Origin of the sequence: Saccharopolyspora antiqui (genome assembly GCF_052246905.1) — a bacterium.
GTDB lineage: Bacteria > Actinomycetota > Actinomycetes > Mycobacteriales > Pseudonocardiaceae > Saccharopolyspora.
The window spans coordinates 346,400-372,904 of sequence record NZ_JBQQBO010000001.1 but is presented as its reverse complement, the minus strand read 5'-3'; the positions used below and the strand labels follow the sequence as shown (position 1 = coordinate 372,904).

General features: G+C 68.4%; 28 protein-coding genes. 15 read left to right on the top strand and 13 right to left on the bottom strand.

Going from position 1 to position 26,505, the window contains the following annotated elements; genetic code table 11:
- Positions 1–17: 17 nt before the first annotated feature.
- The 7 genes from ACTWQN_RS01735 to ACTWQN_RS01705 form a co-directional block, all read right to left on the bottom strand.
- Positions 18–1,865 carry an HEXXH motif domain-containing protein gene (locus tag ACTWQN_RS01735; RefSeq protein ID WP_443201499.1) on the bottom strand — a complete coding sequence of 616 codons (1,848 nt, stop codon included), beginning with the start codon at positions 1,863–1,865 and terminating at the stop codon, positions 18–20.
- Between the two features lie 69 nt (positions 1,866–1,934).
- A complete protein-coding gene (locus ACTWQN_RS01730) occupies positions 1,935–2,129 on the bottom strand; it encodes an FxSxx-COOH-like cyclophane-containing RiPP peptide (protein ID WP_443201498.1) in 195 nt (64 codons plus the stop codon).
- Positions 2,130–2,485: 356 nt separating this feature from the next.
- Complete coding sequence (locus ACTWQN_RS01725) at positions 2,486–3,799, bottom strand: MFS transporter (RefSeq protein WP_443201497.1); 1,314 nt, start codon at positions 3,797–3,799, stop codon at positions 2,486–2,488.
- A 181-nt stretch (positions 3,800–3,980) separates the two neighbouring features.
- On the bottom strand, positions 3,981–5,099 hold the full coding sequence (locus ACTWQN_RS01720) for an NDMA-dependent alcohol dehydrogenase (protein ID WP_443201496.1): 1,119 nt from the start codon (positions 5,097–5,099) through the stop codon (positions 3,981–3,983).
- A 203-nt stretch (positions 5,100–5,302) separates the two neighbouring features.
- A complete protein-coding gene (ligM, locus tag ACTWQN_RS01715) occupies positions 5,303–6,703 on the bottom strand; it encodes a vanillate/3-O-methylgallate O-demethylase (protein WP_443201495.1) in 1,401 nt (466 codons plus the stop codon).
- A 133-nt stretch (positions 6,704–6,836) separates the two neighbouring features.
- Positions 6,837–7,532: a 4-carboxy-4-hydroxy-2-oxoadipate aldolase/oxaloacetate decarboxylase gene (locus tag ACTWQN_RS01710; protein ID WP_443201494.1), complete on the bottom strand. Its 696-nt coding sequence runs from the start codon at positions 7,530–7,532 to the stop codon at positions 6,837–6,839.
- Complete coding sequence (locus ACTWQN_RS01705) at positions 7,529–8,251, bottom strand: PIG-L deacetylase family protein (RefSeq protein WP_443201493.1); 723 nt, start codon at positions 8,249–8,251, stop codon at positions 7,529–7,531. The genes ACTWQN_RS01710 and ACTWQN_RS01705 overlap by 4 nt, the downstream gene beginning before the upstream one ends.
- Positions 8,252–8,781: 530 nt before the next feature.
- On the opposite strand from ACTWQN_RS01705, the gene ACTWQN_RS01700 reads away from it, so the two are divergent.
- From ACTWQN_RS01700 to ACTWQN_RS01665, 8 genes are all read left to right on the top strand, one after another.
- On the top strand, positions 8,782–9,138 hold the full coding sequence (locus ACTWQN_RS01700; RefSeq protein ID WP_443201492.1) for a hypothetical protein: 357 nt from the start codon (positions 8,782–8,784) through the stop codon (positions 9,136–9,138).
- Between the two features lie 33 nt (positions 9,139–9,171).
- On the top strand, positions 9,172–10,059 hold the full coding sequence (locus ACTWQN_RS01695; protein ID WP_443201491.1) for a methylenetetrahydrofolate reductase: 888 nt from the start codon (positions 9,172–9,174) through the stop codon (positions 10,057–10,059).
- Positions 10,056–10,928 (top strand): formyltetrahydrofolate deformylase, encoded by an 873-nt coding sequence (gene purU / locus ACTWQN_RS01690; protein WP_443201490.1) that lies wholly within the window; start codon positions 10,056–10,058, stop codon positions 10,926–10,928. Before ACTWQN_RS01695 ends, purU begins: the two co-directional genes overlap by 4 nt.
- A gap of 8 nt (positions 10,929–10,936) precedes the next feature.
- Complete coding sequence (locus tag ACTWQN_RS01685) at positions 10,937–11,794, top strand: bifunctional 5,10-methylenetetrahydrofolate dehydrogenase/5,10-methenyltetrahydrofolate cyclohydrolase (RefSeq protein WP_443201489.1); 858 nt, start codon at positions 10,937–10,939, stop codon at positions 11,792–11,794.
- A gap of 245 nt (positions 11,795–12,039) precedes the next feature.
- The gene (locus ACTWQN_RS01680; RefSeq protein WP_443201488.1) at positions 12,040–12,384 is read left to right on the top strand and encodes a protocatechuate 3,4-dioxygenase; all 345 of its coding nucleotides are present in this window, start codon (positions 12,040–12,042) and stop codon (positions 12,382–12,384) included.
- Between the two features lies 1 nt (position 12,385).
- A complete protein-coding gene (locus tag ACTWQN_RS01675) occupies positions 12,386–13,249 on the top strand; it encodes a class III extradiol dioxygenase subunit beta (protein ID WP_504230360.1) in 864 nt (287 codons plus the stop codon).
- On the top strand, positions 13,246–13,953 hold the full coding sequence (locus tag ACTWQN_RS01670) for an alpha/beta hydrolase (RefSeq protein ID WP_443201486.1): 708 nt from the start codon (positions 13,246–13,248) through the stop codon (positions 13,951–13,953). Before ACTWQN_RS01675 ends, ACTWQN_RS01670 begins: the two co-directional genes overlap by 4 nt.
- Positions 13,954–14,041: 88 nt before the next feature.
- Entirely contained in the window at positions 14,042–14,323 is a 282-nt protein-coding gene (locus ACTWQN_RS01665) for a muconolactone Delta-isomerase family protein (RefSeq protein WP_443201485.1), read from the top strand.
- 162 nt (positions 14,324–14,485) lie between these two features.
- Here the strand turns inward: ACTWQN_RS01665 and ACTWQN_RS01660 are convergent, their stop codons facing one another.
- Positions 14,486–14,935: a response regulator gene (locus tag ACTWQN_RS01660; RefSeq protein ID WP_443201484.1), complete on the bottom strand. Its 450-nt coding sequence runs from the start codon at positions 14,933–14,935 to the stop codon at positions 14,486–14,488.
- A gap of 271 nt (positions 14,936–15,206) precedes the next feature.
- Between ACTWQN_RS01660 and ACTWQN_RS01655 the strand changes: the two genes are divergently transcribed.
- The 3 genes from ACTWQN_RS01655 (at position 15,207) to ACTWQN_RS01645 (ending at position 18,248) form a co-directional block, all read left to right on the top strand.
- Complete coding sequence (locus ACTWQN_RS01655) at positions 15,207–15,413, top strand: hypothetical protein (protein WP_443201483.1); 207 nt, start codon at positions 15,207–15,209, stop codon at positions 15,411–15,413.
- A gap of 4 nt (positions 15,414–15,417) precedes the next feature.
- Entirely contained in the window at positions 15,418–17,070 is a 1,653-nt protein-coding gene (locus ACTWQN_RS01650) for an AMP-binding protein (RefSeq protein WP_443201482.1), read from the top strand.
- Between the two features lie 164 nt (positions 17,071–17,234).
- Positions 17,235–18,248, top strand: coding sequence for a M14 family zinc carboxypeptidase (locus ACTWQN_RS01645; RefSeq protein ID WP_443201481.1), 1,014 nt, complete (start codon positions 17,235–17,237; stop codon positions 18,246–18,248).
- A gap of 118 nt (positions 18,249–18,366) precedes the next feature.
- Here the strand turns inward: ACTWQN_RS01645 and ACTWQN_RS01640 are convergent, their stop codons facing one another.
- The 3 genes from ACTWQN_RS01640 to ACTWQN_RS01630 form a co-directional block, all read right to left on the bottom strand.
- A complete protein-coding gene (locus tag ACTWQN_RS01640) occupies positions 18,367–18,750 on the bottom strand; it encodes a DoxX family protein (RefSeq protein ID WP_443201480.1) in 384 nt (127 codons plus the stop codon).
- A gap of 423 nt (positions 18,751–19,173) precedes the next feature.
- Positions 19,174–19,920, bottom strand: coding sequence for a TSUP family transporter (locus tag ACTWQN_RS01635; protein ID WP_443201479.1), 747 nt, complete (start codon positions 19,918–19,920; stop codon positions 19,174–19,176).
- Positions 19,917–20,102, bottom strand: coding sequence for a hypothetical protein (locus tag ACTWQN_RS01630; RefSeq protein WP_443201478.1), 186 nt, complete (start codon positions 20,100–20,102; stop codon positions 19,917–19,919). Before ACTWQN_RS01630 ends, ACTWQN_RS01635 begins: the two co-directional genes overlap by 4 nt.
- A gap of 76 nt (positions 20,103–20,178) precedes the next feature.
- On the opposite strand from ACTWQN_RS01630, the gene ACTWQN_RS01625 reads away from it, so the two are divergent.
- The 4 genes from ACTWQN_RS01625 to ACTWQN_RS01610 all read left to right on the top strand — a co-directional run bounded on the left by ACTWQN_RS01625 (position 20,179) and on the right by ACTWQN_RS01610 (position 24,265).
- Positions 20,179–21,741: a serine hydrolase domain-containing protein gene (locus tag ACTWQN_RS01625; RefSeq protein WP_443201477.1), complete on the top strand. Its 1,563-nt coding sequence runs from the start codon at positions 20,179–20,181 to the stop codon at positions 21,739–21,741.
- A 253-nt stretch (positions 21,742–21,994) separates the two neighbouring features.
- Positions 21,995–22,816, top strand: coding sequence for a MerR family transcriptional regulator (locus ACTWQN_RS01620; protein WP_443201476.1), 822 nt, complete (start codon positions 21,995–21,997; stop codon positions 22,814–22,816).
- A gap of 261 nt (positions 22,817–23,077) precedes the next feature.
- Positions 23,078–23,974, top strand: coding sequence for an aminoglycoside phosphotransferase family protein (locus ACTWQN_RS01615; RefSeq protein ID WP_443201475.1), 897 nt, complete (start codon positions 23,078–23,080; stop codon positions 23,972–23,974).
- Between the two features lie 42 nt (positions 23,975–24,016).
- Positions 24,017–24,265 carry a hypothetical protein gene (locus tag ACTWQN_RS01610; RefSeq protein ID WP_443201474.1) on the top strand — a complete coding sequence of 83 codons (249 nt, stop codon included), beginning with the start codon at positions 24,017–24,019 and terminating at the stop codon, positions 24,263–24,265.
- A 38-nt stretch (positions 24,266–24,303) separates the two neighbouring features.
- Here the strand turns inward: ACTWQN_RS01610 and ACTWQN_RS01605 are convergent, their stop codons facing one another.
- A complete protein-coding gene (locus tag ACTWQN_RS01605) occupies positions 24,304–24,723 on the bottom strand; it encodes an NUDIX hydrolase (protein ID WP_443201473.1) in 420 nt (139 codons plus the stop codon).
- A 192-nt stretch (positions 24,724–24,915) separates the two neighbouring features.
- On the bottom strand, positions 24,916–26,433 hold the full coding sequence (locus ACTWQN_RS01600; RefSeq protein ID WP_443202002.1) for an amidase: 1,518 nt from the start codon (positions 26,431–26,433) through the stop codon (positions 24,916–24,918).
- Positions 26,434–26,505: the final 72 nt, after the last annotated feature.

Genomic DNA, 26,505 nt, shown 5'->3' with positions numbered 1-26,505 from the left:
GGCGTATGGCCCAGGTTTCAGGGCAGGAGTCGTCCGATCCAGCCAGCGAGTTCGTCCGGCGCGGCCACGCGCGCCGCGCCGGTTCGAATCCGCCGGTCCACCGCGCGGACCAGTTCGGGACAGGTCAGCAACGCCCGTGCGGCTGGCCGCACGCCTAGTCCCGACAGAGCAAGGCCCAGCCCAATCCAGGAAGCCGGGCGGTCCGGGTCCGCGGCCAGTTCCGCCCGGTAGCCGCGTGCGGCATCGGCGAGACGACCACTGGTGTACGCGAAATCCGCCGGTGTGGCATCTGGAACGGTCGACCATGCTTCGGGCATCGTGTGCTGGGTGTCGCCCGACTCTTGGACGAGGCCAAGGCGGGTCAGGTCGATCCGTGCCTGCGACCAGGCGCCATCCGGCACAGGTGTGGGAGTTCGGTCGCTGGTCACGCGGATCCCGGCCAGGCGTTGCCGACCAGCCAGCCAAGCTTCGGCGACCGCCGCAACGGTCTCCGGATGCGGCCGCACGTGTCGAATTCGCCATCCGGCGTAGTGATCCGCCGCCAATGCGGCAGCCGTGTCGGCCGCCTCGGCGGGAAGCGGCTCGTCTTGCCACGGACCAAGTCGCTCGGCGATGCCGTTGACGAACCGGTGCCCCGCCGTGGTCAGAGCTGAATCGTCCCGCAGCACCTGGAGGGTGCGCCAGGTGGCGTTGCGCCAGTACGCGAACTCGAATGCGGCGCGGCGATCGGCGAATCCGGGACTGGCGTGCGCCAGCGCTCGCCAGAACATGGTCACGCCGAAGAACGCGTAGACGCCCTGCAGCGTTCCGGCCAGGGGGCGCGGATCGTCCCGCCATGGCGTGTAGAACCTCTCCTGCGGGTCTTCTTCCCGCAACCGCGTCAAGTGGAGCAGTCCGCCCAGCCGGATGTGTTGGAACTCGTGGACGAGCGTGGCGGCCAGCGCGACGGCGTCGTCGGGGTGCCCGACGATCGCGCTGCCGAAGGCTTCTCCGGTGGAAGCGCTCGGCATCCGGAACGGCACGGCCGGGCGAGGCACCAGTGACTCCAGACCAGCACGGAGGGCCGGGGCGATCTCGGGTACGTGTTGGACGATCAGGTGCCAGGCATCCGTGAGCAGCCTCCACCAGGATGCCACCTCGTCAGTGCCGAGCCGTTGTGGCAGCACCGGTTCGTAGATCCCCCGGTAGGGATCGATGTCGTCCAGCCGCACCGAGAGCACCTGGTCGTGCGCCCGAATCGAGACCTGCCGCATGCCCCACCATCCCGGGGCGTCCACGCGGTGGTCGTGCGGCAGGTGCACACGTGTGGTCCCGCTCCGGATCTCCACCGCCTGCCCAACCTCGCCCTCCACGTCAGCCACGGCGTGCGGCGCTTCCGAGGGCAGGCGGGCCAGGCCGAGGGTCGGCAGAATCGCGCCACCGTGCCAAACCGGCACCGAAGTCCGGAACCGCAGCCCCGCCCGGATCGCCGCCGCGGCCGCGATCGCGTGCACGTGTCCGATGTGCACCCACAGTGGACAGACGCCGGTGGTTCGGTGGTGGAACAAGCGCGTGGTGTAGCCGACCCAACTTCCGGTGTAGGGATGCGCGAGGACGAGATCAAGCACCTTGGGCGCTTCCGCTTGGACGCGCGCCAGCAGTTCCCAGGCTGATTCCGGGGAAGGCAGTGGTCCGCACAGATGCGGAACCTTGGCCACGTCGTCCACCAGCGCTCGCAGCAGGAGCAACCGGCGACTGCGCTCGGCGCGGCGCAACCGGCGAATGGTGCGGCCACCGCCTTTGCCGCGGGCGAGGTCATCGAAGTCGGCCCAGGACAGGCGGTGGAGTTCGAAGTCGTCCGGGGCGGTTTCGCGGCCGACCGGCATGGCTACTCCTTCGACGGTTGAACACGGTGTGCCGAACCGGAACGAGCGCGCAGTGCGAGGACCGTGGCGTCAGTCGACCCTCTCGCCGCTACCTTGGCCACTACTAGATTCCGTTGCCCCGATGTCCGCAGCTCGTTCCACCACGTGCCGCAACGACTGATGCAGCGCCGCATGGTCGAGTGTCCGCAGCTCTGAGAGCGGAATCGTTCCGAGGTCGATGAGTTCCGACGCGACGCCTGCTTCGGCGTCAACCGAGAAGTTCATGGTGACGTCTGCTCCTTCGCGTCCAGCGCGTATTGGTCAAGCACCTATCACCATGATGTCCTGTTCTGCGGTCGATGTGAAGCAAATTTCCTTTCTGCGGTGTGTTATCACCAGGTCGCGGTGGCTACTTCCTTTTGTCGGTCACGGACTTCGCGGGACGGGCGACTCCGCAAGCACTCCGCTCATCCCGATGAAGGACCGTTTCGATCATCCCGAGCCACGAAGATGTGCGAATGCGCGATGATGCGGGCATGTCGGAAACCGCTAGGGACGTGATCGCCGCTGATGGCCAGGATTCTGATTCGGCAGCGGTGGAGCGCCTGCTCCGTGCACCCGGCGGAGCTGTCCGCCGAGCGTCAGGCGAGGGTTTCGCGGTTGGTTTCTCGGGCTGTCAGGACGGCTAGCAGGGAGATCGCTGAGATGGCCGCGTAGTAGCCGACGACCGACCAGACGGTGCCGGTGGCTGCCAGCAGTGCGGCGGCGATCAACGGGAAGAAGCCGCCGATGACGCCGCCCAGTTGGCGGCTGAAGCCGAGGCCGGAGAACCGTCGGGTCGCGCTGCGGAACAGTTCGGTGTAGAAGCTGCCTTCGGTGGCGAACAGCATCGTCTGGATGATCGCGGGCGGGATCGCGATCGCCAGGATGATCAGCGCGTTGTTGCCGGTCTCCAGCAGCGGGAAGAAGACGAACGCGACGTAGAGCGCCCCGATGATCAGCGAGGTTGCCATCATGACGCGGCGGCCGACGAAGTCCGAGATCCGGCCGAACAGCGGGTTCGTCACGATGCCGAAGACGTTTCCGATCAGCACGCCGATGAGCATCACCGAGTTCGCGATGTGCAGTTCCTGGGCGCCGTAGACCAGCACGTAGACGGTGAAGATCTGCAGCATGCTGGTTTCGGTGATCACGCACAGGAAGATGGTGATGCAGGCCTTCGGTTCCTCGCGCAGCGCGGCGATCAGCGGCAGTTTGCGCGGGGCTTGCGCCGCGGCCTGCTTGAACACCGGCGATTCCTCGATCTTGGCGCGCACGTACACGCCGACCAGCACCAGCACGGCGCTGAGCAGGAACGGGATCCGCCAGCCCCATTCGATCCGGTCGTCGGCGGGCATCGCGGCGACCAGACCGGCACCCAGCGAGGCCAGTACCGAACCGGCCGCCGCCCCGATCTGGATGACCCCGGCGTATCCGCCGCGCTTGCCCTCCGGCGCGCTCTCGGTGGCCAGGATGACCGCACCCACGGTTTCGCCGCCGAGCGCGATTCCCTGCGTGAAGCGCAGCAGCACCAGCAGGATCGGTGCGATGACGCCGATCGCGGCATAGGTCGGCAACAGGCCGATGAGCGTGGTCGAGGCACCCATGACGATCAGCGTGATGAACATGACCGGCTTGCGGCCGATGCGGTCGCCGAAGTGCCCGAACACGATGCCGCCCAGCGGTCGGGCGAGATATCCGACCGCGAAGGTGCCGAGGACGGCGATGGTGGCGACCAGCGCGTTGGTCTTCGGGTAGAACAGCTCCTCGAAGACCACCGGCGCGATCAGGCCGAAGAGCAGGAAGTCGAAGTACTCGACGGTGGTGCCGATGGTGCCGGATACCAGGATCCTGCGCCGTTGGGTGCGGATTCGCCGGTCGTCCCGATGGTCTTCTGCCACGCTGCCGACGGCCATTGTCGGCCTCCTTCGGGTTGCTGTTGCACGGCGCCGTTTCCGGGCTGCGGCACCTCGTGGATCAGCGAGTGCGATCGATGGTCGCCGGAGCTGGCTTTAGCTTTCGAGAGCAGTGCGGTGTTCGCGCCGCGCCCCGGTTCGAACTGGCACGTGCACCGCTGCGGCAGTCCGGTTCTGGCGATCACGCCTCGTGGCGGATGACCCCGCGAATGATCTTGCCGTCTTCCAGGTCCTGGTATCCCTGGTTGATCTCGTCGAGGGTGTACCGGCGGGTGATCAGCTCGTCGAGCTTGAGTCGGCCGAGCCGGTACAGCTCCAGCAGGCGCGGGATGTCGTGCAGCGGGTTGCACATCCCGAACACGTGGCCCTGGACCCGCCGCTGGTAGCCGACCAGCAGACCGTTGGCCGCGAGCTGGATCTGGGTGTCCGTGCTGCGGCCCACCGCGGTGACGGTGACCTGGCCGCCCTTGCCGACGATCGCGGTGGCCTGCGAAACGACGTCCGCGGTGAGCACGCCCACGGTGCAGATCGCGTGGTCCGCCAGCTGCCCGCGAGTGAGTTCGACGACCGCCTCGTGGGCCTGCGCTGCGTTGTCGAAGACGTGCGTGGCGCCGAAGTCGAGTGCCTTTTCCCGTTTGAACGCAACGGGATCCACCACCACGATGTAGCGGGCGCCCGCGTAGTGCGCGCCCTGCACCGCGTTGGACCCCACCCCACCGGCACCGAAGATGACCACGGTGTCGCCGGTGCGCACCCCCGCGGCGTAGACGGACGAGCCCCATCCGGTCGGGACACCGCAGCCGACGAGTGCGGCGACTTCGAAGGGGATGTCGGCGTCGATCCGCACGCAGGACGCCTGGGAGACGACCGCGCGCTGCGCGAAGGTGCCCAGCATGCAGAAGCCGCCGAGGTCCGCACCGGCGTCGTCGTGGAAGCGGAAGGTGCCGTCGGAGAGCATCCCGGTGGCCATCTGAGCGCCTTGGTCGCAGAGGTTCTGGTGACCCGTCGAGCAGTAGCGGCAGGTACCGCAGGCCGGGATGAACGAGCAGACGACGTGGTCGCCGGGCTGGACGCGGGTGACTCCCGGACCCACTTCCTCGACGACACCGGCACCTTCGTGCCCGCCCACGATCGGCAGTCGGCAGGTGCTGTCGCCGGTTCGCAGGTGTTCGTCGGAGTGGCACAGGCCCGAGGCGGCGAACTTGATCAGCACCTCGCCGTCGCGCGGCGCGTCGAGCTCAAGATCCGCGAGTTCCCACGGCTTGCCCGGTTCGCGGATGATGGCGGCTTTGGTCCTCATTGCTGGCTTCCCGTCTTCGTTGACTGGGCAAGTTTCCGACCGCGGAATGGTATGCGGATCGCAGCGCCGGTATCGGCCGACGAATGTCGCGGGGAAGCGCCGATTTCGCGCGAAATCGGCGCTTCCCGTGGTGAGTGGGTGGCGTTTTCGCGCGAAATCGCCCGTCCCACCCGCAGCGGGTTGTCGCCCGTCCGGACCGGGCCTCAGGCCGTGGCGGTGCGCCAGCCGGGCCGGTAGGTCTCGCGGGCCATCGCCGAGTACGGCGCCGGGCTGACGACGGCGCGCACCGCGAACTGCTCGTGCGGCTGGACGGTCGTCTTGCGGCTGCCGCCGTCGGGCTCGCCCCAGACCACCTTCACCTCGGCACCCAGCGGGACGTCCGGGTTGACCGTCGCGAGGGAGAGCGCGGTGCGCTCGTTCGCGCTGTACCCGGTGAACAGGGACAGCCCGACCACGTTGCCGTCGGCGTCCACGACCGAGTCGAAGTTCGACGACCCGTAGTTGGCGTTGGGCAGGTCGAAGAACTGGTACCCGGGACCGTTCGGGTCGACGGGGGAGGCCAGCAGCTTCGCGACGTCCTCGGCGTTCCAGGCGAGCGTCACCTTGCGGCGCTGGGTCTCCGGCGTGATCGCCTCCAGCGCGTCGCGCCCCACGAAGTCGTGGTCGAACTTCACGAAGGAGCCGTAGCCGAGCTCCCACGGATTGAGGTAGTAGTCCTCGATCTTGTCGGACACGAAGCTGCCCGCCAGGGCGTTGGTCGCCTCGTAGCTGTTCGCGCCCAGCCACTCGCGGTACGGGCGCAGTTCCTCGCTGGTGTAGATCGCCGGGAGTGGCGAGGGGATCCAGCCCGACTCCAGGGTGTTGCACGAATACGCCCGCGCGCCCGCGGGTTCGAGGCCGAACTCCCGGCCCGCCTCCAGGATCGCGTCGCGCACCTTGTCGTAGGTCTCGTAGGGCCCCCAGATCTCCAGGCCCGGCGCCCCGGCCATGCCGTGGCGCAGCGTGCGGACCCGCTCGCCCGCCACGTTCAGGTGGCCCATCCGGAAGAAGCGCACCTGCTCCACCGGACCGCCGTGCACCTTCTCGATGACCGGCCACGCGTTCGGGCCCTGGATCTGGAAGCGCCACAGGTCGCGGGTGACCGGCTTGCCGTAGGGCCGGGAGGGGGAGCGCTGGTCCTCGTGGATGTCGACCTGGTAGCCCTTGCTGCCCTGGAAGGTCAGCCAGTTGGCCACCGGGGCGCGGCCGACGAAGACGAACTCCTCCTCCGCCAGCCGGAAGAGGATGCCGTCACCGATCACGCCGCCCTCGGGGGAGACCGGGACGAACTGCTTGGCGGTGTCCACCGGGAACTTCGCCGTGCTGTTGATCCCGGTGTCGGAGAGCAGTCGCAGCGCGTCCGGGCCCGAGATGAACAGGTTGACCATGTGGTGGGTCTGGTCGAACAGCACCGCCGTTTCGTTCCAGGCGATCACCTCGCGGCGGAAGTTGGTGAACTCCGCCGGGACCACCGGGTAGATGTATGCCCCGAGCTGCGAGTTGCGGAGCAGGTCGACGGTGTTTCCGGCCTGGTCCAACACGTCTTGCAGGTTCTTCGCGCTCATGTGTTTTCCGTTCTCCTACTACGTCATTGGCGATTGCCCAGGCCTCGGGCTGTGCGGGCCGGGGTGGATGACGTGGCTTATTCGCTGGTGTGGCTTGATCGGCTGCGTGTTTTCGAGCCGGGGAAGAAACGGATCAGAGGCCGTACTCCTCGGCGGTGACGTACTCGACGCCCAGCTCTTCCAGCTTGGCGCGCAGGCCGTAGCGATCGAGCCCGAGTTCGCCGCTGCGGAAGGCCTGCCGCGTCGCCTCTTCCTTGTCGAGGCGGGCCTGTGCCGCGTCGAGTGCGCGGTCGACGTCGTTGCGCGGCACGACCATCACGCCGTCGTCGTCGGCGAGCACCGCGTCGCCGGGGCGGATGAGCTGCCCGCTGACGGTGATCGGCACGTTCACCGCACCGGCGGTGGCCTTCACGGTGCCCTGGGCGCTCACCGCGGAGGTCCACACCGGGAAGCCCATGGCGTGCAGGTCGGCGACGTCGCGGACACCGGTTTCGGTGACCAGGCCGCGCACCCCGCGAACTTGCAGCGCGGTGGCGAACAGTTCGCCGAACATGCCGTCGCTGTTGGGGGAGGTGCTGGTGACGACGAGGAGATCACCGGGCTGGCACTGCTCGACGGCGGCGTGGATCATCAGGTTGTCGCCGGGCCAGCACACCACGGTCACCGCCGTGCCGCCGATGCGCGAGCCGAGGTGCACCGGACGCAGCTTCGGCCCCAGGAACCCGGTCCGGCCGAGCGCTTCGTGAACCGTCGCCACGCCGTATTCCGCCAGTTTGTCGACCTTTTCGATGGCGGCGCGGGGCGGGTTGGTGACGACGACCGTCCTCATGCGAGCTCCTCGGTCACTTGCGGGTACAGGCGCATGTACGCCTCGCCCATCGTGTTGTGCGGCAGCCCGAGGTTCGGGCCCGCGTTGCGCTTGACCTGCACGCCGCGGCGCTTGGCCAGATCGGTGTAGTAGTCCCACATGTGCTGCTGCGCGGGCAGGCATTCCATCGCCTTGCGCTTGAGGTCGAACACGGGCGTGATGTCCAGCAGCACGTTCGGTTTGAAGTCGCACTGCTCGGGCTGGTGCGGTTCGAAGAAGAACACCGGCGGCGCACCGAGCGGCTCGCCGGGGGCGTCGTAGCCGACTGCCTGGGCCAGCACCCGCGCCTGCAACGCCATCCGGGCCGCGGCGGGGTGGTCCTGGTTGTAGGGGTCGACCAGCGGATGGGTGAGCACGACCGCCGGTTCCACCTCGCGGTACACGCGCACGATCCGGTCGATCAGCTCGTCGGACTCGCGCAGCGGGTAGTCCCCGGCGTCGCAGAACTCGATCTCCGCGCCCAGCGCGTTGGCCGCGTTCGTGGCCTCCTCGCGCCGGATCTCCTTGATCTGCTCCAGCGACTTGCCCTCGCGCCAGGCCTTGGCCGACTCACCGCGCTCGCCGAAGCTCAGGCAAAGCACCTTTGCCCGCTGGCCACGGCTGGTGGCCAGAGCGATCGCGCCCGCCGCTCGCCAGACGAAATCACCGGCATGGGCGCTGACCACCAGTAACGAACTCATTGGCGACATCTCCTCGGATCGTCATCGGCACTCAAGCAAGGACAGTAGGAGCCGCGGAGGCGTGTTGTGAGGTCCCGCAGTCCGCTCTGCCCTACGTCATTTGACTCACCTGGGGCCAGCGGATTGACCTCACGAGAGCCGACATCAGCCTGTTTTGGCGGCTCCACCGGTGTCAATAGCGTGATTCGGGTGAGCACGCAGCACGACCGGCTCGACGCGATGGGGAGGCGGCGGCAGCCACGACCGGCGCGGCGGTTGGTCGACGGGCCATCCGGCTGGACGATCTCCGCATCGTGCACATGGCGGGCACCGCGGGCAAGGCTGCTTCCGCCGCAGGCGATTCGGGGCGAAGTCGCTGGTGGCTGACATGGTGCTACGGCAAGCCGCCTGCGCGCCTCGGTCATTTGTCGCGGTCAACTCGGCCTCGATGCCGGAGGAAAACGCGGGCCCCGTTCGGCTCTACTGACTAGCGGCGGTGTTGTCGACGCCGCCCCTTCGGTGCACGGGTCCGGTTGCGGGAGGAAGTCCACGTGATGGGTGTTGAGAGCCTGGAGGCCGCGATCCGGCGCGTCGGGTCGCCGGTGGAGCTGCTGCGCAACTCGGCCGTGCGTCCCCACACGTTCCCCGTCGCGCCGGAGCTCACCAACTGGCGCTCCGAGCAGCAGGCGTGGCGCACCTCGTGCGCACTGTTCGACCAGGAGTCGGGCTGGATTCCCACTGCGGTGCCCGCGATCTCCGGTCCCGAAATGCGCGAATACCGCGAATGGGGTGAGCAGCCCAACTCCGGCAAACCAGCGGTCGAGCGCCACCGGCAGGTCGAGATCCGGGCCACCGTCGCGCCCGCGCCCTATGTCCGGGAAGTCCGCGATTCCTACCGCAAATCCTGACCTTTCCGCATTCGTACACGGGATCGAGGAGAAATGACCAACTCCCGCAAGGAGGTCGCCGACGGCTCGCGTCGGCGCTCCGATCTGGCGGACCTGGTGCACAACATCAGCTACGAGGTGATGCCGTTCAAGAAGACCGAGCAGGACGTGCTCGACCACGTGCCCACCTCGGTCCCGCTCACCGTCACGGTGACCGAGGCGAAGGGGATCGACACCACGCTGGACCTCACCGAGCGCCTGGTGCGGCACGGCTACCGCGTCGCACCGCACCTGCCTGCCCGGTTGTTCGTCGACGCCCAGCACGTCGGGGACGTGATGGCCCGGCTCGGCGAATCCGGGGTGACGTCGGTCTTCGTCATCGGCGGTGACGCGCCGAAGCCGGTCGGCGCCTTCGCCGACGCGTTCTCGCTGCTGCAGGCGATGGAGGCGGCCAACCACCCATTCCAGGAGGTGGGCATCGGCGGGTACCCGGAAGGGCACTCGGTTATCCCGCAGGAGGCGATCGCGCTGGCGCTGAAGCAGAAGGCACCGCTGGCCACCCGCGTCCTCACCCAGATCTGCTTCGACGCCACCACGACGAGCTCGTGGGCGGCTGGCATCGCCGGTGCGGGCGTCGAACTGCCCGTGTACGTTGGGATTCCCGGGCCGGTGAACCGGCAGAAGCTGATGCGGATCTCGGCGGGTATCGGGCTCGGCCAGTCGGCGCGCTTCCTGCAGAAGCAGCAAAGCCTGCTGTGGCGGTTCTTGCTCCCCGGCGGGTACAACCCGACGAAGCTGGCCAAGCAGCTGGGCACGGCCGCGCCCAAGGTCCGCACCAACATCCGCGGACTGCACATCTTCACCTTCAACGAACTCCGCAGGACCGAGATCTGGCGGCAGGAACTGCTGGCCTCAGTCGCCAAGAAGGATGACCGGTTGTGACCGAGAACATCTCCGCCGAGGACTACGGGCGCCTGATCGTGCAGGGCGCGGACCGGCCGGGCATCGTTTCGGCGGTGTCGACGGTGCTGGCCGAGCAAGGCGCGAACATCGTCGCGCTGGGCCAGTCCTCCAGCGACCCGGCGGGCGGTCGGTTCTTCCAGCGCACGGTCTTCCACCTGCCCGACCTGTCCACGCGGTTCGGCGAGCTGAACCAGATCCTGGAGCAGCGGCTGACCGACGACCTGGGCCTGACGTACCGGCTGGTCGAGGCCAAGCGCCGCAAGCGGGTCGCGGTCTTCGTGTCCAAGGCCGACCACTGCCTGCTCGATCTGCTCTGGCGGCAGCGGCGCGGCGAGCTGCACATGAACATCCCGATGGTCATCTCCAACCACTCGGATCTGGGCGACGACGTGCGGCAGTTCGGCATCCCGTTCTTCCACGTCGCGGTGGACAAGGACAAGAAGGGCGTTGCCGAGAAGGAGCAGCTCAACCTGCTCAAGGGCAACATCGACCTGCTCGTGCTCGCCCGGTACATGCAGATCGTCTCCGGCGACTTCCTGACCGAGCTGGGCGTGCCGGTGATCAACATCCACCACTCGTTCCTCCCGGCCTTCATCGGCGCCGGGCCGTACCAGCGGGCGAAGGAACGCGGGGTGAAGCTGGTCGGTGCCACGGCGCACTACGTGACCGAGGACCTCGACGAGGGGCCGATAATCGAGCAGGACGTCATCCGCGTGTCGCACGAGGAGTCCGCGCGCGACCTGCAGCGCAAGGGCGCCGATGTCGAGCGGCTGGTCCTGTCCAGGGCGGTGGCCTGGCACTGCGACGACCGCGTCATCAGGGACGGCAACACGACAGTCGTGTTCTAGGAGAACGAGTGACCGCACAGATTTTGGACGGACGCGCCGTGTCGGCGACGATCCTCGACCGCGTGCAGCAGGAGGTGGCGGAGTTCGTCGCCGCGCACGGGCGGGTGCCGGTGCTGGCGGCGGTGCTGGTGGGCGACGATCCCGCATCGCACACCTACGTCCGCATGAAGGCCAACCGCAGCGCGAAGGTCGGCATGCGGTCCCGGCGGATCGAGTTGGGCGCCGACACCACGACCGACGCGCTGGTGAGCCGGATCCGGGAGCTGTCGGAGGATCCAGCGGTAGACGGGATCCTGCTCCAGCACCCGGTGCCGGAGCACATCGACGAACGCGCGGCGTTCGAGGCGATCGACGCGGCCAAGGACGTCGACGGTGTCACGCGCACCTCGTTCGCGATGATGGCCTTCGACGAGGGCGGCTTCCACTCGGCGACACCGGGCGGGATCATGGCGCTGCTGGACGCCTACGAGGTGCCGCTGGCGGGCAAGCACGCCGTCGTCGTCGGGCGCAGCCCCATCCTCGGCAAACCGGTCGGCATGCTGCTGCTGGCCCGCGACGCGACGGTGACCTACTGCCACTCCCGGACGACCGGCTTGGCCGATTACGTCGCCGAAGCCGATGTGCTGGTCGCCGCGGTCGGCCGGCCGGAGCTGATCAAAGGCGAGTGGATCAAGCCCGGAGCCGTGGTGGTCGACGCGGGTTACGCCGACAACACCGGCGATGTCGAGTACGCGGCGGCGGCGCGGCGGGCCTCGTTCATCACCCCGGTACCCGGCGGTGTCGGGCCGATGACCATCGCCACCCTGCTCGCGCAGACGATCAGGGCGGCCCGGGACCACGAAGCCGGACGCCCCGACGGCGAGTGAGGAGCCGTTCCCATGATCGTGGCCGAAGGCCGATGTCCCAGCCCGCTGTTCCGGGGAGCGGCTCGACGACGTTCTCGAATCTGGTTACCGCGGTTACCATTTCGACGGAATCGAGCCTGGCGGACCGGGTACGACGACTCCGGGACATCGGTCGTGGGCGAACACCGCTGCCGCGACGGGTGCTGGGCACCGGCCCGGGCGCCCGATGCACGTGTGCTCGAACTGGATTCCGTGAGGGAGGCGACATGCGAAAGGCTCAAGACAACTACGTCCTAGACCTGGCGCAGAACCGGAAGGGCCTGGCGCTCAACCGGATGTGCGGGTCGTTGAAGCACGCCGAGAACCGGAAGCGGTTCAGCGAGGACGAGGCCGCCTACTGCGATGCGTACGGGCTTTCCGCCGAGCAGAAGCAGGCGATCCTCGATCGCGACTGGACCGGCATGCTAGATCTCGGCGCGTCCATCTTCTACACGTTCAAGCTCGCCATGATGGACCAGAAGTCGATGCAGTACCTCGGTGGCGTGTTCACCGGGATGACGACGGAGGAGTTCGCGGCGGCGCTGCGCTCGGGAGGGCGGAAGTTTGGCTGAGGTGATCTGGGGTCTGGCGACCTCCCACGTACCGTCCATCGGGGCCGCGATGGACAACGAGAAGACCGCGGACGAGTACTGGAAGCCACTGTTCGACGGCATCGCACCGGCCCGGACGTGGATGGCCGAGCACCGGCCGGACGTCGCGGTGATCGTGTACAACGACCACGCCAACGCCGTCGACCTGGACCTGGTGCCGACCTTCGCGATCGGCACCGCCGAGTCCTACGACGTGGCCGACGAGGGCTGGGGCCGCCGACCGGTGCCGCCGGTCGTCGGCGCTCCGGAACTCAGCGAGCACCTGATCCGGGAGCTGATGGACGAGTCCTTCGACATCGCGACCTTCCACCAGCTCGACGTCGACCACGGGCTGACCGTCCCGCTGTCGATCTACTGCCCCGAGCCGGGCGACGCCTGGCCATGCGCGGTCGTCCCGGTGCTGGTCAACGTCATCCAGTACCCCCAGCCGACCGCTGCGCGCTGCTACGCCCTCGGGCATGCGCTCGGGCGCGCGATCAGGTCGTTCCCGCCGGACCTGAAGGTCGCGGTGTTCGGCACCGGCGGTATGTCGCACCAGTTGGCCGGAGCACGCGCGGGCCTGATCAACACCGAGTTCGACCGCATGTTCCTCGAAGCGATCGAGTCCGATCCGGACAAACTCGCCGCGCTGACCCGCGAGGACTACATCCGCGAGGCGGGCACCGAAGGCATCGAGCTCATCATGTGGCTGGTCATGCGGGGCGCGCTGAACAAGAACATCGCGCGGATCACCGACACCTACCACGTGCCCGCCTCCAACACCGCCGCCGGACTGGCGCTGTTCGAGAACCTCGGCGACGAGGGCAAGGGATCGGTGGCCGCGTGAGCACCTTCGTTCTGCTGCACGGTGCCTGGCACGGCGGTTGGGCGTGGCAGCGGGTGGTTCCCGCGCTGCGCGCGGCCGGTCACGAGGTGCACGCCCCGACGCTGACCGGGCTCAGCGACCGCGCGCACCTGCTCAACCCGTCGGTCGGGCTGGGCACGCACGTCCAGGACGTCGTGGCGCTCATCGAGGCCTACGACGCCCACGACGTCGTGCTGGTCGGCCACAGCTACGCCGGGCAGGTCGTCACCGGCGTCGCCGACCGGATCCCGCAGCGCCTGGCCAAGCGCGTCTACCTCGACGCATTCATCGGCGACGACGGGGACGCCGCGATCGACCTGCTGCCCGAGAAGGTGGCCGGGCACTACCGGGAGTCGGTGTCCGGGCCGGGGTTCGGCTGGCTCGTCCCGGTGCGTTCCCTGCAGGTGCTCGGGGTAACCGATCAGTCCGATGTGGACTGGTTGACCGCTCGCCTGACGCCCCATCCATGGCTCACCTACACCGAACCGCTGCGGCTCACCGGGGCCGGGGAGGGCGTTGCGGCGGCCTTCATCGAGTGCACCGACTGGATGCGGGTGTTCCAGCCGCACGCCGAGCGCGCCGCGGCCCGCGGCTGGCCGGTGCACCACATCGCCACCGGTCACGAAGCGATGGTCACCGCGCCCGAGGAGCTGGCGGAACTGCTGCTGGAGGTGCAGGCATCGTGAGTGCCGCGGCCGGTCGAGCCGGGCTGGCCGCAGTGCTGATCATCGGCCCGACCGCGCCGAGCACGTGGCGCACCGAGAACCTGGAGAGATGATGGAATTCCTGGTCCGCACCGAGAACCTCCTCCCGGCCGACACCCCGGACGAGACCCGCGAGCAGCTGCGCAAGGGCGAACGCGAACGCGCGCAGCAGCTCCGCGACGCCGGGATCCTCAAGCGGCTCTGGCGGGTTCCCGGCCGCAACGCCACCGTCGGGCTGTACGAGGCAGACGATCCGGCCGCGCTGCACGACGCGCTGACCTCGCTGCCGATGTGGAAGTGGATGGACGTGACCGTCGAGGCACTGGCCACCCACCCGCAGGAACGCAAGTAGCGCCCCCCGGGGACGGCCCCGGCCGTCCCCGAAGGCGGTTTCACCCGGCGACGCTGACCGGCTTGCCGCGCAGGCCCTGCTGGGTGCCGGTCATCGGCATCGCCGTCCCCTTCGTCAACGCTGACTGCGGGTTGTGCGGTTCATCCGGTGGTTTCCGGCGTCTCAGTGCGGTGGACGGTCCCGTCTGCTCGGCCGCTGGGCGAGCACCGGATCCGGGAACGCCTCTTCCCGGATCGCCGCCACCACCTCGGTTGGTTCCGCGTCCTTGAGCAGGTACCTGGCAGCCCCGTTGGACAACGCGGCCTGGATCCGCTCCTGCTGGCCGAAACTGGTCAGGATCACCACCCGGATCTGCGGCCAGCGGCGGGTGATCCGGGCCGTCGCGGTCGCGCCGTCCATGTTCGGCATGACGAGGTCCAGCAGCACCACGTCGGGGAGTTCGCCCCGCTCGGCCATGACTTCCAGCTCGTGCAGGGCTTCGTGGCCATCGGCCGCCTCAGCCACCACGACGATGCCGAGCACCTCCAGGTAAGTTCGGATCCCGCGCCGGACGGCCGCGTGGTCATCGACGATGAGCACGCGGACGGACTCCGGCGTCGCGTCGCGGGACATTTCCGAACCTCCGAGCAATGTCGTGCTCCCCCGAGGGCGTGGCAAGCGGCTACCGACGGGGCACCGCTGGCCACCAGCATGCACATCGAGTCATCCGGCGTCATCAGAAAAGCCCGCCACGCGGAAGACCTGGCCCAGATCTACGTCATTTGTCACGGTCGCGGTGCGGCTGATAGCCCAGGCAGCTCGGTCGTAGCGGCCGTGTCGGCGGCTTCCCCGGATTCCTACGATGGAACACGGCTGTCGGATCGACTCGACGAGGAGCGCCGATATGGACACCAGCCGCCGGGCCAGGATATTCCACAGTGGACAGAATGCGGCCGGTGCCGGTCGGCGCGGTGGTGGGGGAATCCGGCTGAAGCACGTCCCGCCGCCACTTCTCGCGCAGCCGCTCAAGCACAAGGCCTTGTTCGGCCCGGATTTCGCCGCGTTCGATAGCGGGGACGAGGTTCATCCGCTGATCCGCGAGGAGTGCTGATCCGATGGACGTCTCCTACAGCACCATCTGGGAAGCCGTGGCGCGCAGGCTGCCCGATGCCGTGGCCATCTCCGAACCCGGCCGGGACTACAGCTACGCGGAGTTCGAGGAACGCTCCGCGCGGCTGGCCGCGGCGCTCGCCGACAGCGGCGTCGGCCCCGGCGACAAGGTCGCCTGCTACCAGTACAACGGCGCCGCATACCTCGAAACCGTGTTCGCCGCGCTCAAGATCGGCGCGGCCCCCATCAACGCGAACTACCGCTACACCCAGGACGAACTGTCCGCGCTGCTCATCGACGCCGACGCGGCAGCACTCGTGTTCAGCGGCGAACTCGCGGCGAACGTCACGCACGCCGCGCGGCACGTGCCGACCCTGCGCCTGCTGGTCCGGGTGGGCGCGGCTCCCGCCGACCGGCCGGGGCCTGACGTCGCCGAACTCGCCGACCTGCTCGCGGCGACCCCGCCGCGTCCGCCCGAGGAACGTCCGGGGTCGGATCAGATCTTCATGTACACCGGCGGCACCACCGGCAAGCCGAAGGGCGTGATCTGGCGGCAGTCCGACCTGCTGCACTCGATCGCGGTCGCGATCTTCCAGCCGCTCGGTGTCGCCGCGCTGCCCGCGACGCTGGACGAGGCGGTCGAGATCGCCGTCGCGGCGCACGAGGGAGGTCGGTCCCTGGCGACGATGCCGATCGTCCCGCTGATGCACGGCACCGGGCTGTTCAACTCGATGGGCGCCCTGCTGGTCGGCGCCCGGATCGTCACCGTGCGCCGCGGCAGGCTCAACCCGCGGCACGTCTGGGAGACCGTGGCCGAACAGCGCGTCGGGCGGATCATCGTCGCGGGCAACGCGGTGTGCCAGCCGCTGGTCGACGAGTTGATCGCCGCCGAGCAGGCCGGAACACCGCACGACCTCGGCTCGCTGCGGTCGGTCCTCAGCTCCGGCACGGCGTTCGGCGATCGGCTCAAACACGCCCTGCACGAACGCGCCGACGTCACCATCACCGACGCGATCGCCTCCAGCGAAGGCGGCCCCTTCGCCTTCGCGATCACCTCGTCCGTCGCCGACCTGCCAGCCCGCTTCTTCCCGGTGCCCGCCACGAAGGTCATCGGCTCCGACGACGGGGCGATCGCGCCGGGCAGCGGGGAGTCGGGCGTGCTGGCCTACCGCGGCCCGATGCCGCTGGGCTACTACAAGGACACCGCCAAGACGACCACCACGTTCCGCACCATCGACGGGGTTCGCTACGCGATACCGGGCGACCTCGCCGAGATCGACGCCGACGGTGCCATCCGATTCCTCGGTCGGGGATCTGGCGTCATCAACACCGGTGGTGAGAAGGTGTACCCGCAGGAGGTCGAGGACGCCCTGCTGACCCATCCGGACGTGACCGATGGTGTTGTCGTCGGCGTCGCGGACGAGACCTGGGGCGAGCGGGTCGCGGCCGTGGTCGCGACACCGAACGGTGCGCTGACCGAGCAGGAGCTCCAGGACTGGGTTCGCCGCGGCCTGGCCGGGTACAAGGTGCCGCGCCACATCGTGCTGCTGCCCAACCTGCCCCGAACACCGACCGGCAAGGTGGAGATCTCCTGGGCCAAGCGCACCGTCGAATCCAAAACCGGCCCCATCGCACAAGATGGGGCCGAACGGGACTGACGCGTCCGGCGAGCGAAGTCGTCGGGGAAAGTCCGAATAGGACTCCTTACGAAAACTGCGGCGAGCACCGGCATCCATCCGCCTGACCTGGTCGTGTTAAACCCAGGTTCATTGCGCTGAACGGATCTTGTTTCACGCCCGTGCGACGGGCAAACTCCTGCCTCATGGCGAAGTCGATGCGCATCGCGCTACTGTCTGCCCTCGTCACCGCACTCGCGGTGCTGGGGCTCGTTACGCCTACCCAGGCCGCACCGCAGGGAGGCAAGCTCGACCCCAGGCCGAGCACCGCCGAGCTCGCCCGGGAGTTGCTGGAACTCCAGTGGCGGAGCCGGGGCACGATCCAGGTTTCCCCGATCGGCAAGTCCAATGAGGGCAGGCCGGTGTGGAGCGCGCGGGTGGGCCAGGGGCCGCTGCGCATCCTCTACATCACCCAGCAGCACGGTGATGAGCCGCTCGGCACTCCGGCGGCGCTGGAGTTCCTGCGCCAGGTCGGTGTCGGGCAGAGCAGCCACCAGCGCTGGCTGCGGTCGCAGGTCACCGTGGACATCGTGGTGCGGGCCAATCCCGACGGCCACGAGCACAACTGGCGGTACAACTACGATCCCGACGCGGACCCGGAGTACGGCGAGGCGGGCAAGGGCTACGACATCAACCGCTACCACGACCCGGCGGTCGCACCCGAGGACAACCCGTCCACTGAGTCCGGTCTGATCCAGCGCGAATACGCGCGGTTCCAGCCGCAGATCGTGGTCGACTACCACATGCAGGGCCGCTACCTCGACGACCAGGGCCGCGAGATCAACGCATCGCTGCTGTGGCCGACGAACCCGGGTGTGACGCCCGAGGATGTCGCGCTGGCCAAGCAGATCTCGGTGGTGGCGCAGCGGTCGATGACCGATGGCGGCGCCATCGTGTCGCAGTACCCCGGCGACGACTACGAGGGCATCGCCCGCAACGGCTACGGACTGCTCGGCAGCGGCAGCGTGCTCATCGAGCTCAGCGACATGGGCACCGAGCACGAGCAGGCGCAGATCAACTCGGCGCTGCGGTCCATGCTGGCGATCGCCACCAGCGCGGCGGACGGTTCCCTGAACACCGTCGACCCGGCCGAGGCCGACAAGATCCCGCCGCGCGGCGAACCGATCCCGCAGGCCGCAGCCACCGAACACGCCGACTGACCCGACCCAACTGGTCGTCGCGGCATCAAGTGACGAGCCGAGGGCACCTTTCGCCAACCCGCTTGGCGAAAGGTGCCCTGCCGCGTTCCCGGGATCACCTCGCAGGACCGCACACCGGTCAACCGGTGAAGGACTCGGGACCGAAGCGGCCCCACGCCACGAAGGCGGCCATGGCGAGGTAGACCAGGTTCGCCACGACCGCCTTGCTCTCGTGACGGCGGAGGTGCGTGATCATCGCGCCGATCATCAGCAACACCCAACAGACAGCCGTCACCGGCACCAGAACCGGCGCGATACCGACCGCGGCAGGCAGGACGATGCCCACCGCCGCCAGGACCTCGACGGCTCCGAGGGTCTTGACGAACTCGACGCTGGCGTCGCCGATCCATCCCCCGGCGGGGGCCGAGGCCAGCTTCTCCTTCGGCACGAACAGTTTCAAGGTGCCGCCGACCAGCATGACGACGGCCAGCAGTCCGGCAACGATCCACAGCGCAAGGTTCACGGGGTTTCTCCTTGAGGTTGTAGGCGACTCCCGTCTTGGAGCGGGAGTGGCGATCGCGTCCCGCTCCTATCCGGGGTAACTGTTCGAACACGAGATGCCGACGACGCGAAGTTTGTGACAGCACCTTTACTGGACTATCCCTCTGTCCTATGTAGCCGATCCGAAAGGTCCTGTCCTGAGGCCAATCAGCAAGAGCGCGCCCGCAGTAAGCAGACCGGTCTCGATGAGCGGGACGAACCAGAGGTTGCTTGATCCGGCCGACGGTCTTCTTGCCGCCCAGGCCCCAGGCAGGGGACCGGGGTGAGCACGGCGCCGTCGAGCCAGACCTGGCCGGTCAGCAGATCCCCGCGCGCTGGCGGCCTCGGTGTCGATGTAGGCCGCGCGGGTCAAGCCGACGGCGAGGAAGAACGACGCGGTCAACGATCAGACCGAGCCCAGCAGCGCCGCCCCAATTCCAGATGCGGCCTCGACTGCGGCGAAGCCCGGTTCGGTGGGCGGGCGCGGTGTCCGCTGCACCGCACGCCAGGTCACCACGCCGATCAGAAACACCCCGAGAACCCACTTGAGCGGGGTGAGCAGGGTGTGGGCGAGCAGGAGTCCACCGGCGACGGCGCAAGGGCACCCGCCGAGAGCTAACCAGCCGATCAGTGGCCAGCGCAGCTCGCGGCGGTTGAGCCACAGACCGGAGAGCCGTTGGTGGGCAACTGGGTCAGTGTCGGCATCGGAACCGCAGCGTGGAGTCCGAACAGACGGTGGACGCCGGGAGCAACGGCACCCAACGCCGAAGCGGGCGACCGCCGACATCAGGACGAGCGCGAACGCGGCGGCCGAGGCGGCCAGCGCGGTGAGTACCGGTTCGGTCATCGCGCCGGATGGTTGAGTCCGGTGAGGCTGGCGATGACGGCGAATCCGTGGTCGATGCCTGGCCAATGCGCGGACGGCGTCGAGCCTGCAAGGCGGACGACCCCGCGGAGCACGGCGGTGACGCCGATCGATTGGGAATCCGAGGTAGGCCAGCAGCAGGCCGAGCCAGACGCGCACCCCGCGCGGCAGGGTCTTGTCCGCGGCGAGTCGGCGGACCAGGCGCAGCACGATGACCAAAGCCAGCCATGCGAGCGGCAGCGCGGCGGCGATGCCGACGAGCAGATCCCACGAGAACGACTCGATCACGACCGATCCACTACCCGCAACCGCGCCTGCTTGCCGGGCGGAGCTTGGCCGTGCTCGGAGGCTTCGGGGTGCAGCGCGGCTTCCTCGAACTCGGCCAGTTCGGCGGCGTCGTGTGTTGCTTGCCCGCCTGGAGCATGGAAGTAGTCACGGGCGGTGATCTTGGGCTCTGTGGAATAGATCACGGTTGAGGTTGACCTTGGGTCAGGCCGGAAGCTCGTCGCGCCGGCCAGGAACAACAGAGTCGAAGGAGCAAACCGCATGTCCATCACCTTGACCGATCAGGACCGGAGCACCCTGCGAACCGCCGCGTATGGCGCAGTTTCGCTGATGGCCGCCGCCGGTGCCGCCAGCAAGCCTGTCAAGATCGCCACCGACGGCGGCATCGCCCTGGCGTCGGCGACCGGACTGCTCGGGCACGTGCTCGCCGCGAAGTCGAAGGACATCGATCTGAAGGGCAAGTCCGCCGCCGCACTCGCCGACCAGGTGCTGCCGGCCCTGACCGCGGCGATGCGCCTGCTGAACCAGCAAGATCCGGCCGAGGCCGACAACTTCCGCGACACCGTCCTGCTCGCCATCGAAGCCGCCCAGACCCACCAGGACAGGCCCAGCCCAACCATGGCCGAGATGGCCCGCAAGATCACCGCCGCCCTCGACGTCGCCGGGAGTGCCAGTGCGGACAGCGGGGCTGCGCCGGCGGCTGCTGCCGGGCTGGACCGCCCGGAGCTGCGGAAGGCGATCGAGGAGATCGTCGACTCCGGCTTCATCGGGGTGTCGCTGCGCGTGCACGACGAGCGGGGCGAGTGGGTCGGCAGCGCCGGGACGGCCGAACTGGACGGGACCGCGAAGCCGCCGACGAACGGGTATGTCCGGATCGGCAGCAACGCCAAGACCTTCACCGCGACGCTGGTGCTGCGATTGGTGGCCGAGGGCAAGGTCGGGCTGGACACGTCGGTGAATGGCTACCTGCCCGAGTTCGGGCTGGACGAGCGGATCACGGTGCGGATGTTGTTGCAGCACACCAGCGGGTTGTTCAACTACACCGGCGAGGTCTACGACGACGGGACGGTCGTGCTGGGGATCCCCATCCCCTACAGCACCACGGGCAAAGAGTGGCTGGACAACCGGTTCAAGGCCTACCGGCCGCGGGAGCTGGTGGAGCTGGCGTTGTCCAGGCCGGCGCGGTTCGAGCCGGGGACGGGCTGGAGCTACTCCAACACCAACTACGCGCTGGCCCGGCTGCTGATCGAGAAGGTCTCCGGCCGCTCGTTCGCCCAGGAGATGCAGCGGCTGATCCTGGGGCCGCTCGGGCTGTCGGGCACCGTGGTGCCGGACGGCGCGGAGATCCCCGAGCCGTACGCCCATGCCTACTACCGGTACGAGGACGCCGGTGAGCAGAAGACGATCGACATCACCCGCCAGGACCCCTCCTGGGTCTCCAGCGGCGGGGACATGATCTCGACCACCCAGGACCTGGCCACGTTCATCTCCGCGCTGCTGGGCGGCCAGCTCCTGCCGGCCCCGCTGCTGGCCGAGATGTGCACCCCGCACCCGACGGGCATCCCGAACATGGACTACGGCCTGGGAGTGTTCGTGCTGACCACGGACGCCGGTGGCACCGTCATTTCCCACAACGGCGCCTCCGTGGGCCACTCGGCGCTAATGTTCAGCACACCCGACGGCAGCAAGACCGTGACCGCCGCGCTGAACTGCGTGGACGACGCCGACTTGTCCATCGGAACAGCATTCCAGAACGCCCAACAAAGGCTCGTCAACGAGGTGTTCTGCGGCGGGCAGGCCGATCCGGCTGAGCCGACGGACTGAGCACCTGCGACCCGTACGCCTCGACCCGGTTCCGAATTCCGTGAGAGTCCCGTTCACCCGGATCTACCGGGCCAGAGTCCCGTTCACCCGGATCCGGTTATTTCGGTGTGGGCGAGACCCCTTCCGGTCGTGCATCAGGCAGCACGCGAGCCGGGGCCACGCCGAGCTCAACGAGCTCGGCGTGGCCCGTCCACATGCTCGGCTGCGGTCTGCGTAGTCGCCGAATTCGACGAGCACAAGGCAAGCTGAGCAGATGAGGAACGGGGTCACGATCGGGCAGGCGGCGGCATTCGTCGGCGTCACAGTGAAGACGGTGCGGCACTATCACAAGCTCGGCCTGGTCGAGGAGCCGGAACGCGACAACTCCGGCTACCGGCGGTACGGATCGGCCGACCTGTTGCGGCTGGTGCAGGCCCGGACACTGGCCGCCGCCGGGGTGCCGCTGGCCGAGATCGGGACCCTGCTCGACGCCGACGCTGCGGGGTTCGCCGCCGCGCTCGCCGACGTCGAGCGGCAGCTCACCGAACGGATCGAAGAATTGATCGCGCGGCGTGACACGCTGCACCGGCTTGCCGATGGTGACCGTGCGCTGCTGCCCGACCGCGCTGTGGCGCTGCTGGAGCGGATGCTCGGCCTCGGATTCCCCGCGCACGAGGTGGCGGCCACCAGGGAGGGCTGGGTACTGGCCAAGGCCCTGGTCCCCGAAGGCTTCGACGACTACCTCACCCATTTCGAGCACGCTCTCGACGACACCCGGCTCGTCGCCTTGACCGAACGCGCAGCCGAAGCCGCGGACTGGGAACCGGACGACCCCCGCATCGCCGAGCTCGCCACCACCGCGGCCGACCACTACCTCGCCAACCCCGCACTGCTGAAGACCGTGACCGGCCTGCAAGCCCGCACGGAGGCCGCGACCCGGTACACGCTGATCGCCCACCACGGCGAAGAGCAAACCCCGGCGGCGGCGCGGCTGACCGCGCTATTCCCATGCCGATGTCGACAGGACCGGCGACGGTGCGGTTGCGGGCCAGCCTGTCCAGCGAGGCTAGTTTCGTGCGCGCCGCCTCCAGGCTGACCTGGAGTCCCTGGAGAAGCCCGCTTCAGCGATACGGTCAGTGAGGTTGCGGGCGATCTCCACCAGCCGGGCTCGCTGCCGGGGCTCCATGCGCAGCATGGGACAGCGGATACAGGCTTCTCTGAACTTTGGGGCCGGTCCGCCCCAAAGCCCCTGATCTGCAGCTCTCTGAAACCGAATCAGTGATGCCAGCGGAATCACTGCGAGATGTTCCGGAGAGCGAGAGCCGCTCCCCCTGCCGCCTCGGTACTGTGACTTCGCATGACCGACACCGAGATCGAGATCACCGCAGACCTGGTCCGCGACCTGCTGCAGGAGCAACATCCAGACCTTGCAGGGCTGGCCATCCGCGAGGTGGCGGGCGGCTGGGGCAACCAAATGTGGCGCCTCGGGGACGAGTTGGCCGTGCGCATGCAGCGCATGGACCCCACCCCGGAGCTCCAGCTCAAGGAGCGGCGGTGGCTACCCGTGCTGGCCCCGCGCCTGCCGCTCCCAGTACCGACCCCGGTGCGGTTCGGCGAACCGTCCGAGCGCTTCCCCAAACACTGGACCGTGATGACGTGGGTTCCCGGCGAGCCGCTGGACCACGGCTCGATCAGCCGCGGCGCCCACGCGGCCGACGCGCTGGCGGGCTTCCTCCGGGCGCTCCATGTGGAGGCGCCCGCCGAGGCGCCGATCGCTACGGACCGCGGCGCCCATCCCAGGAACTGCACGGACGGCTTTGAGAATTTCTTCCAGGCCGTTGCCCCCGACGACATCGCTGCCGACGTCCGGTCCGTCTGGGACGACGCCGTTGCGGCCCACGCGTGGGAGGGCCTGCCGGTGTGGGTGCACGGCGACCTCCATCCCGCGAACGTCGTCGTCTCGGACGGAACGCTCTCGGGCATCGTCGACTTCGGTGACATATTCGCCGGCGACCCGGCGTGGGACCTCGCCGCCGCATGGGTGTTGCTACCCGCGGGCACGGCCTCACGGTTCTTCGACATGTACGCGCATGCAGACGAGGCGGCGATCCGGCGCGCCCGCGGGCTGGCCGCTATGAAGAGCCTCTTCCTGATGCTCATGGGACAGAACGGAGATCGGGGCCTTCCCGGCGGCAAGCCGAACTGGGGACCTGCAGGCCGGGCGGCACTTGATCGTGTTCTGAAGGGCGTTTGATGCACGCTTCTTTGAACCTGTTCTCGATCTTGGTTGAGGGCCATGCAGAAGCCCACCTTCGTGGGTTCATCGATTACCACGCGTGGTGGGGATGCCAAGGTCTACGGCCGTATGCTGCCCGTGGCCCCTATCGAGCTGGCGGAGCTTCTCCTCGGCACCAGCCAGACTGACCTGGAGACCCTCGACCTCGCCGAGCCAGCCCTCCCGCTCGGCTTCGGCGATTCGGGCGATCAAGTTGTCGCGGATCTCGGCCAGCCGTGCCCGTTGGGACGGGTCAGGCCGAAGGAGTGAGCATCTGACACAAGCTTCTCTGAACTAAGGCAAATGCCTCAAAGTTCCTGTTGGAGGATCGACTGAGCCGTGGCCTGGACATGCCATACCAGGGGCAAGCTCGCCGCCTCTTCCAGGGAAAGCCACACATGCTTGTCGTGCTCAGGCTCGCTCAATACGACGTCGCTGTGGTTTTGCTCGACCACGCGGTAGGTCAGGGTGTGAAAGCGCAGTGGTCGTCCCTCGGTGTCCACATTGGTGTAATGGCTGAGCTGGCTGGTGATGGCCACCCGCAGCCTGGCCTCTTCGAGGGTCTCGCGCACGGCGGCGTCTTCGGGCTGCTCTCCAGGTTCGACGGTTCCGCCAGGGATATCCCACCGCCCGCCCAGATACCGGCCCACACGCCTGCGTAGCAACAGCAGCTTCCCGTTCCGCTCGACCCAGGAGTGGGCGACGTACCGGTCCTCGAACACAGCCACGGTCCAACCTTCTCATTCAAGAGCTAGGGAAAGGTCAGGCTAGCGAAATCCGGTCACGGTGGCTCAGAGCCGCTGGGCTTCCCTGAACCAGTTCTTCCGTTGCGTGGTGTCGTGGAAGCGGATCGTCCGGCAACTTGATCGAAAGATGGCATGCCGAGCTCGGTCGCGGCGGTTTTCCGTTGGAGGGTGGCGTCAATCTGGGCCAGCTTGTCCTTGACGCCGCTGTAGCTGACCTGCAGACCCTCGACCTCGCCCAGCCAGCCTTCGCGTTTCGCCTCGATGATGCGGGCCTTCGAGCAGTTCGGCCAGCCGCAGCGGGGTGCGGTCCTCGAACATCGGACCGATGAGCTGCACTCCGACCGGCAGGCCCTCGGGGGACCGGCCCGCGGGTATGGCGGTGGCGGGCAGGCCGGGCATGGTGGCCAGGCCGGCCCAGACGAGCTGGTCGAAGTACGGGTACTCGACGCCGTCGATGTCGATGCGCCGTTCCAACGGATTGGGGTTGTGGTCGTGCGGGAACGCGGGCGTCGGCGTGATCGGGCACACCACGGCGTCGAACTCGGCGAACAGCTGCCGCCAGCCGTGGCGGTGGACCTCGCGGCGGTTGTTCGCCTCAATCCAGTCGCGGTGGCTGAACACCATGGCGCGCAGCCGCACGGCGTCAAGACTCTGGTCGTCCGCGCTCAGTCCGGCGGCGCGGGTCCGCAGCTGCTCGTGCGATTCGATGGGAAAACGCGCAACGGAGCCCGAAATCAGCAACTGCATGTAGAGCGTCGCGGCTTCGGCCAGGTCGGGCAGCAGCGGACTGTGCCGTTCGACTCGGGCTCCGCCGTCGACGAGCGCGGCGGCCACCCGGTTCACGCCCGCCCGCACGGCGGACCCGGTCGGAATGAGCGGATGCTCGTCGAGGACCAAGACCCGGAAATCGCAGAGCCGCTCGTGGCGGGCGGGCGGCAGTGCCAAACGGTGCGCCACGCCGAGCGTCAGCGGGTCCGGTCCGGCCATGACGTCGAGCAGGAGCGTGAGGTCGCGGGCGGTGCGCGCCATCGGACCGACGACGGCGAGGTCGAGGTCGGCCGGCAATGCCGGCTCGGACGGCGGGACCATACCGCGGTTAGCCGCCAGTCCGAGCGTCGGCTTGTGCGCGTAGACGCCGCAGAAATGCGCGGGGGTGCGCAGCGAGCCGGCGATGTCGGAGCCGATGGACAGCGCGCCGAACCCGGACGCCAGGGCCGCCGCCGACCCGCCGGAGGATCCGCCCGGCGTGCGACCGTGCTCCCACGGGTTGTTGGTGGTGCCGTAGATCTCGTTGAAGCTCTGTATATCTTGCAGCCCCAACGGCACATTGGTCTTGCCGAGCACCACCGCGCCCGCGGCCTTGAGTCGCGACACCTGTACCGCGTCCTCGGCCGGCATGTAGTTCCGGTGCGGCGGCATGCCCCAGGTCGTGGGCAGCCCGGCGATGTTGTACGACTCCTTGACCGTCACCGGAATGCCGAGCAGCGGCCGGTCCTCACCACGCGTGCGTGCCTGGTCGGCACGGTGTGCGGCGGCCCGCGCGCGGTCGAAGTCCGGCACGCAGATCGCGTTGATCACCTTGTCGTCGCGCTCGATACGGGCGATCGCCTCGTCGGTCAGTTCCACCGATGTCACCGCACCGGCGCGCAACGCGGCAACGAGCTCTTCGGCCGTCTGAAAGCTCCACTCCATGAATCCGAAGCTATCGGCCTGCCACAGAGGACACGAAATTCCGGTTCGCGCAACAGGGAGGCCGAACGGGCC

Excerpts from the sequence above, each read along its gene's own strand:
- ACTWQN_RS01730 (WP_443201498.1), bottom strand. The coding sequence starts at position 2,129 with ATGAACTTCTCGGTTGACGCCGAAGCAGGCGTCGCGTCGGAACTCATC.
- ACTWQN_RS01650 (WP_443201482.1), top strand. The coding sequence starts at position 15,418 with ATGGACGTCTCCTACAGCACCATCTGGGAAGCCGTGGCGCGCAGGCTG.
- ACTWQN_RS01720 (WP_443201496.1), bottom strand. The coding sequence starts at position 5,099 with ATGAGGACCAAAGCCGCCATCATCCGCGAACCGGGCAAGCCGTGGGAA.
- ACTWQN_RS01620 (WP_443201476.1), top strand. The coding sequence starts at position 21,995 with ATGAGGAACGGGGTCACGATCGGGCAGGCGGCGGCATTCGTCGGCGTC.
- ACTWQN_RS01735 (WP_443201499.1), bottom strand. The coding sequence starts at position 1,865 with ATGCCGGTCGGCCGCGAAACCGCCCCGGACGACTTCGAACTCCACCGC.
- ACTWQN_RS01615 (WP_443201475.1), top strand. The coding sequence starts at position 23,078 with ATGACCGACACCGAGATCGAGATCACCGCAGACCTGGTCCGCGACCTG.
- ACTWQN_RS01645 (WP_443201481.1), top strand. The coding sequence starts at position 17,235 with ATGGCGAAGTCGATGCGCATCGCGCTACTGTCTGCCCTCGTCACCGCA.
- ACTWQN_RS01660 (WP_443201484.1), bottom strand. The coding sequence starts at position 14,935 with ATGTCCCGCGACGCGACGCCGGAGTCCGTCCGCGTGCTCATCGTCGAT.
- ACTWQN_RS01725 (WP_443201497.1), bottom strand. The coding sequence starts at position 3,799 with ATGGCCGTCGGCAGCGTGGCAGAAGACCATCGGGACGACCGGCGAATC.
- ACTWQN_RS01600 (WP_443202002.1), bottom strand. The coding sequence starts at position 26,433 with ATGGAGTGGAGCTTTCAGACGGCCGAAGAGCTCGTTGCCGCGTTGCGC.
- ACTWQN_RS01680 (WP_443201488.1), top strand. The coding sequence starts at position 12,040 with ATGCGAAAGGCTCAAGACAACTACGTCCTAGACCTGGCGCAGAACCGG.
- ligM (WP_443201495.1), bottom strand. The coding sequence starts at position 6,703 with ATGAGCGCGAAGAACCTGCAAGACGTGTTGGACCAGGCCGGAAACACC.
- ACTWQN_RS01695 (WP_443201491.1), top strand. The coding sequence starts at position 9,172 with ATGACCAACTCCCGCAAGGAGGTCGCCGACGGCTCGCGTCGGCGCTCC.
- ACTWQN_RS01710 (WP_443201494.1), bottom strand. The coding sequence starts at position 7,532 with ATGAGGACGGTCGTCGTCACCAACCCGCCCCGCGCCGCCATCGAAAAG.
- ACTWQN_RS01665 (WP_443201485.1), top strand. The coding sequence starts at position 14,042 with ATGATGGAATTCCTGGTCCGCACCGAGAACCTCCTCCCGGCCGACACC.
- ACTWQN_RS01625 (WP_443201477.1), top strand. The coding sequence starts at position 20,179 with ATGTCCATCACCTTGACCGATCAGGACCGGAGCACCCTGCGAACCGCC.
- ACTWQN_RS01655 (WP_443201483.1), top strand. The coding sequence starts at position 15,207 with ATGGACACCAGCCGCCGGGCCAGGATATTCCACAGTGGACAGAATGCG.
- ACTWQN_RS01705 (WP_443201493.1), bottom strand. The coding sequence starts at position 8,251 with ATGAGTTCGTTACTGGTGGTCAGCGCCCATGCCGGTGATTTCGTCTGG.
- ACTWQN_RS01610 (WP_443201474.1), top strand. The coding sequence starts at position 24,017 with ATGCAGAAGCCCACCTTCGTGGGTTCATCGATTACCACGCGTGGTGGG.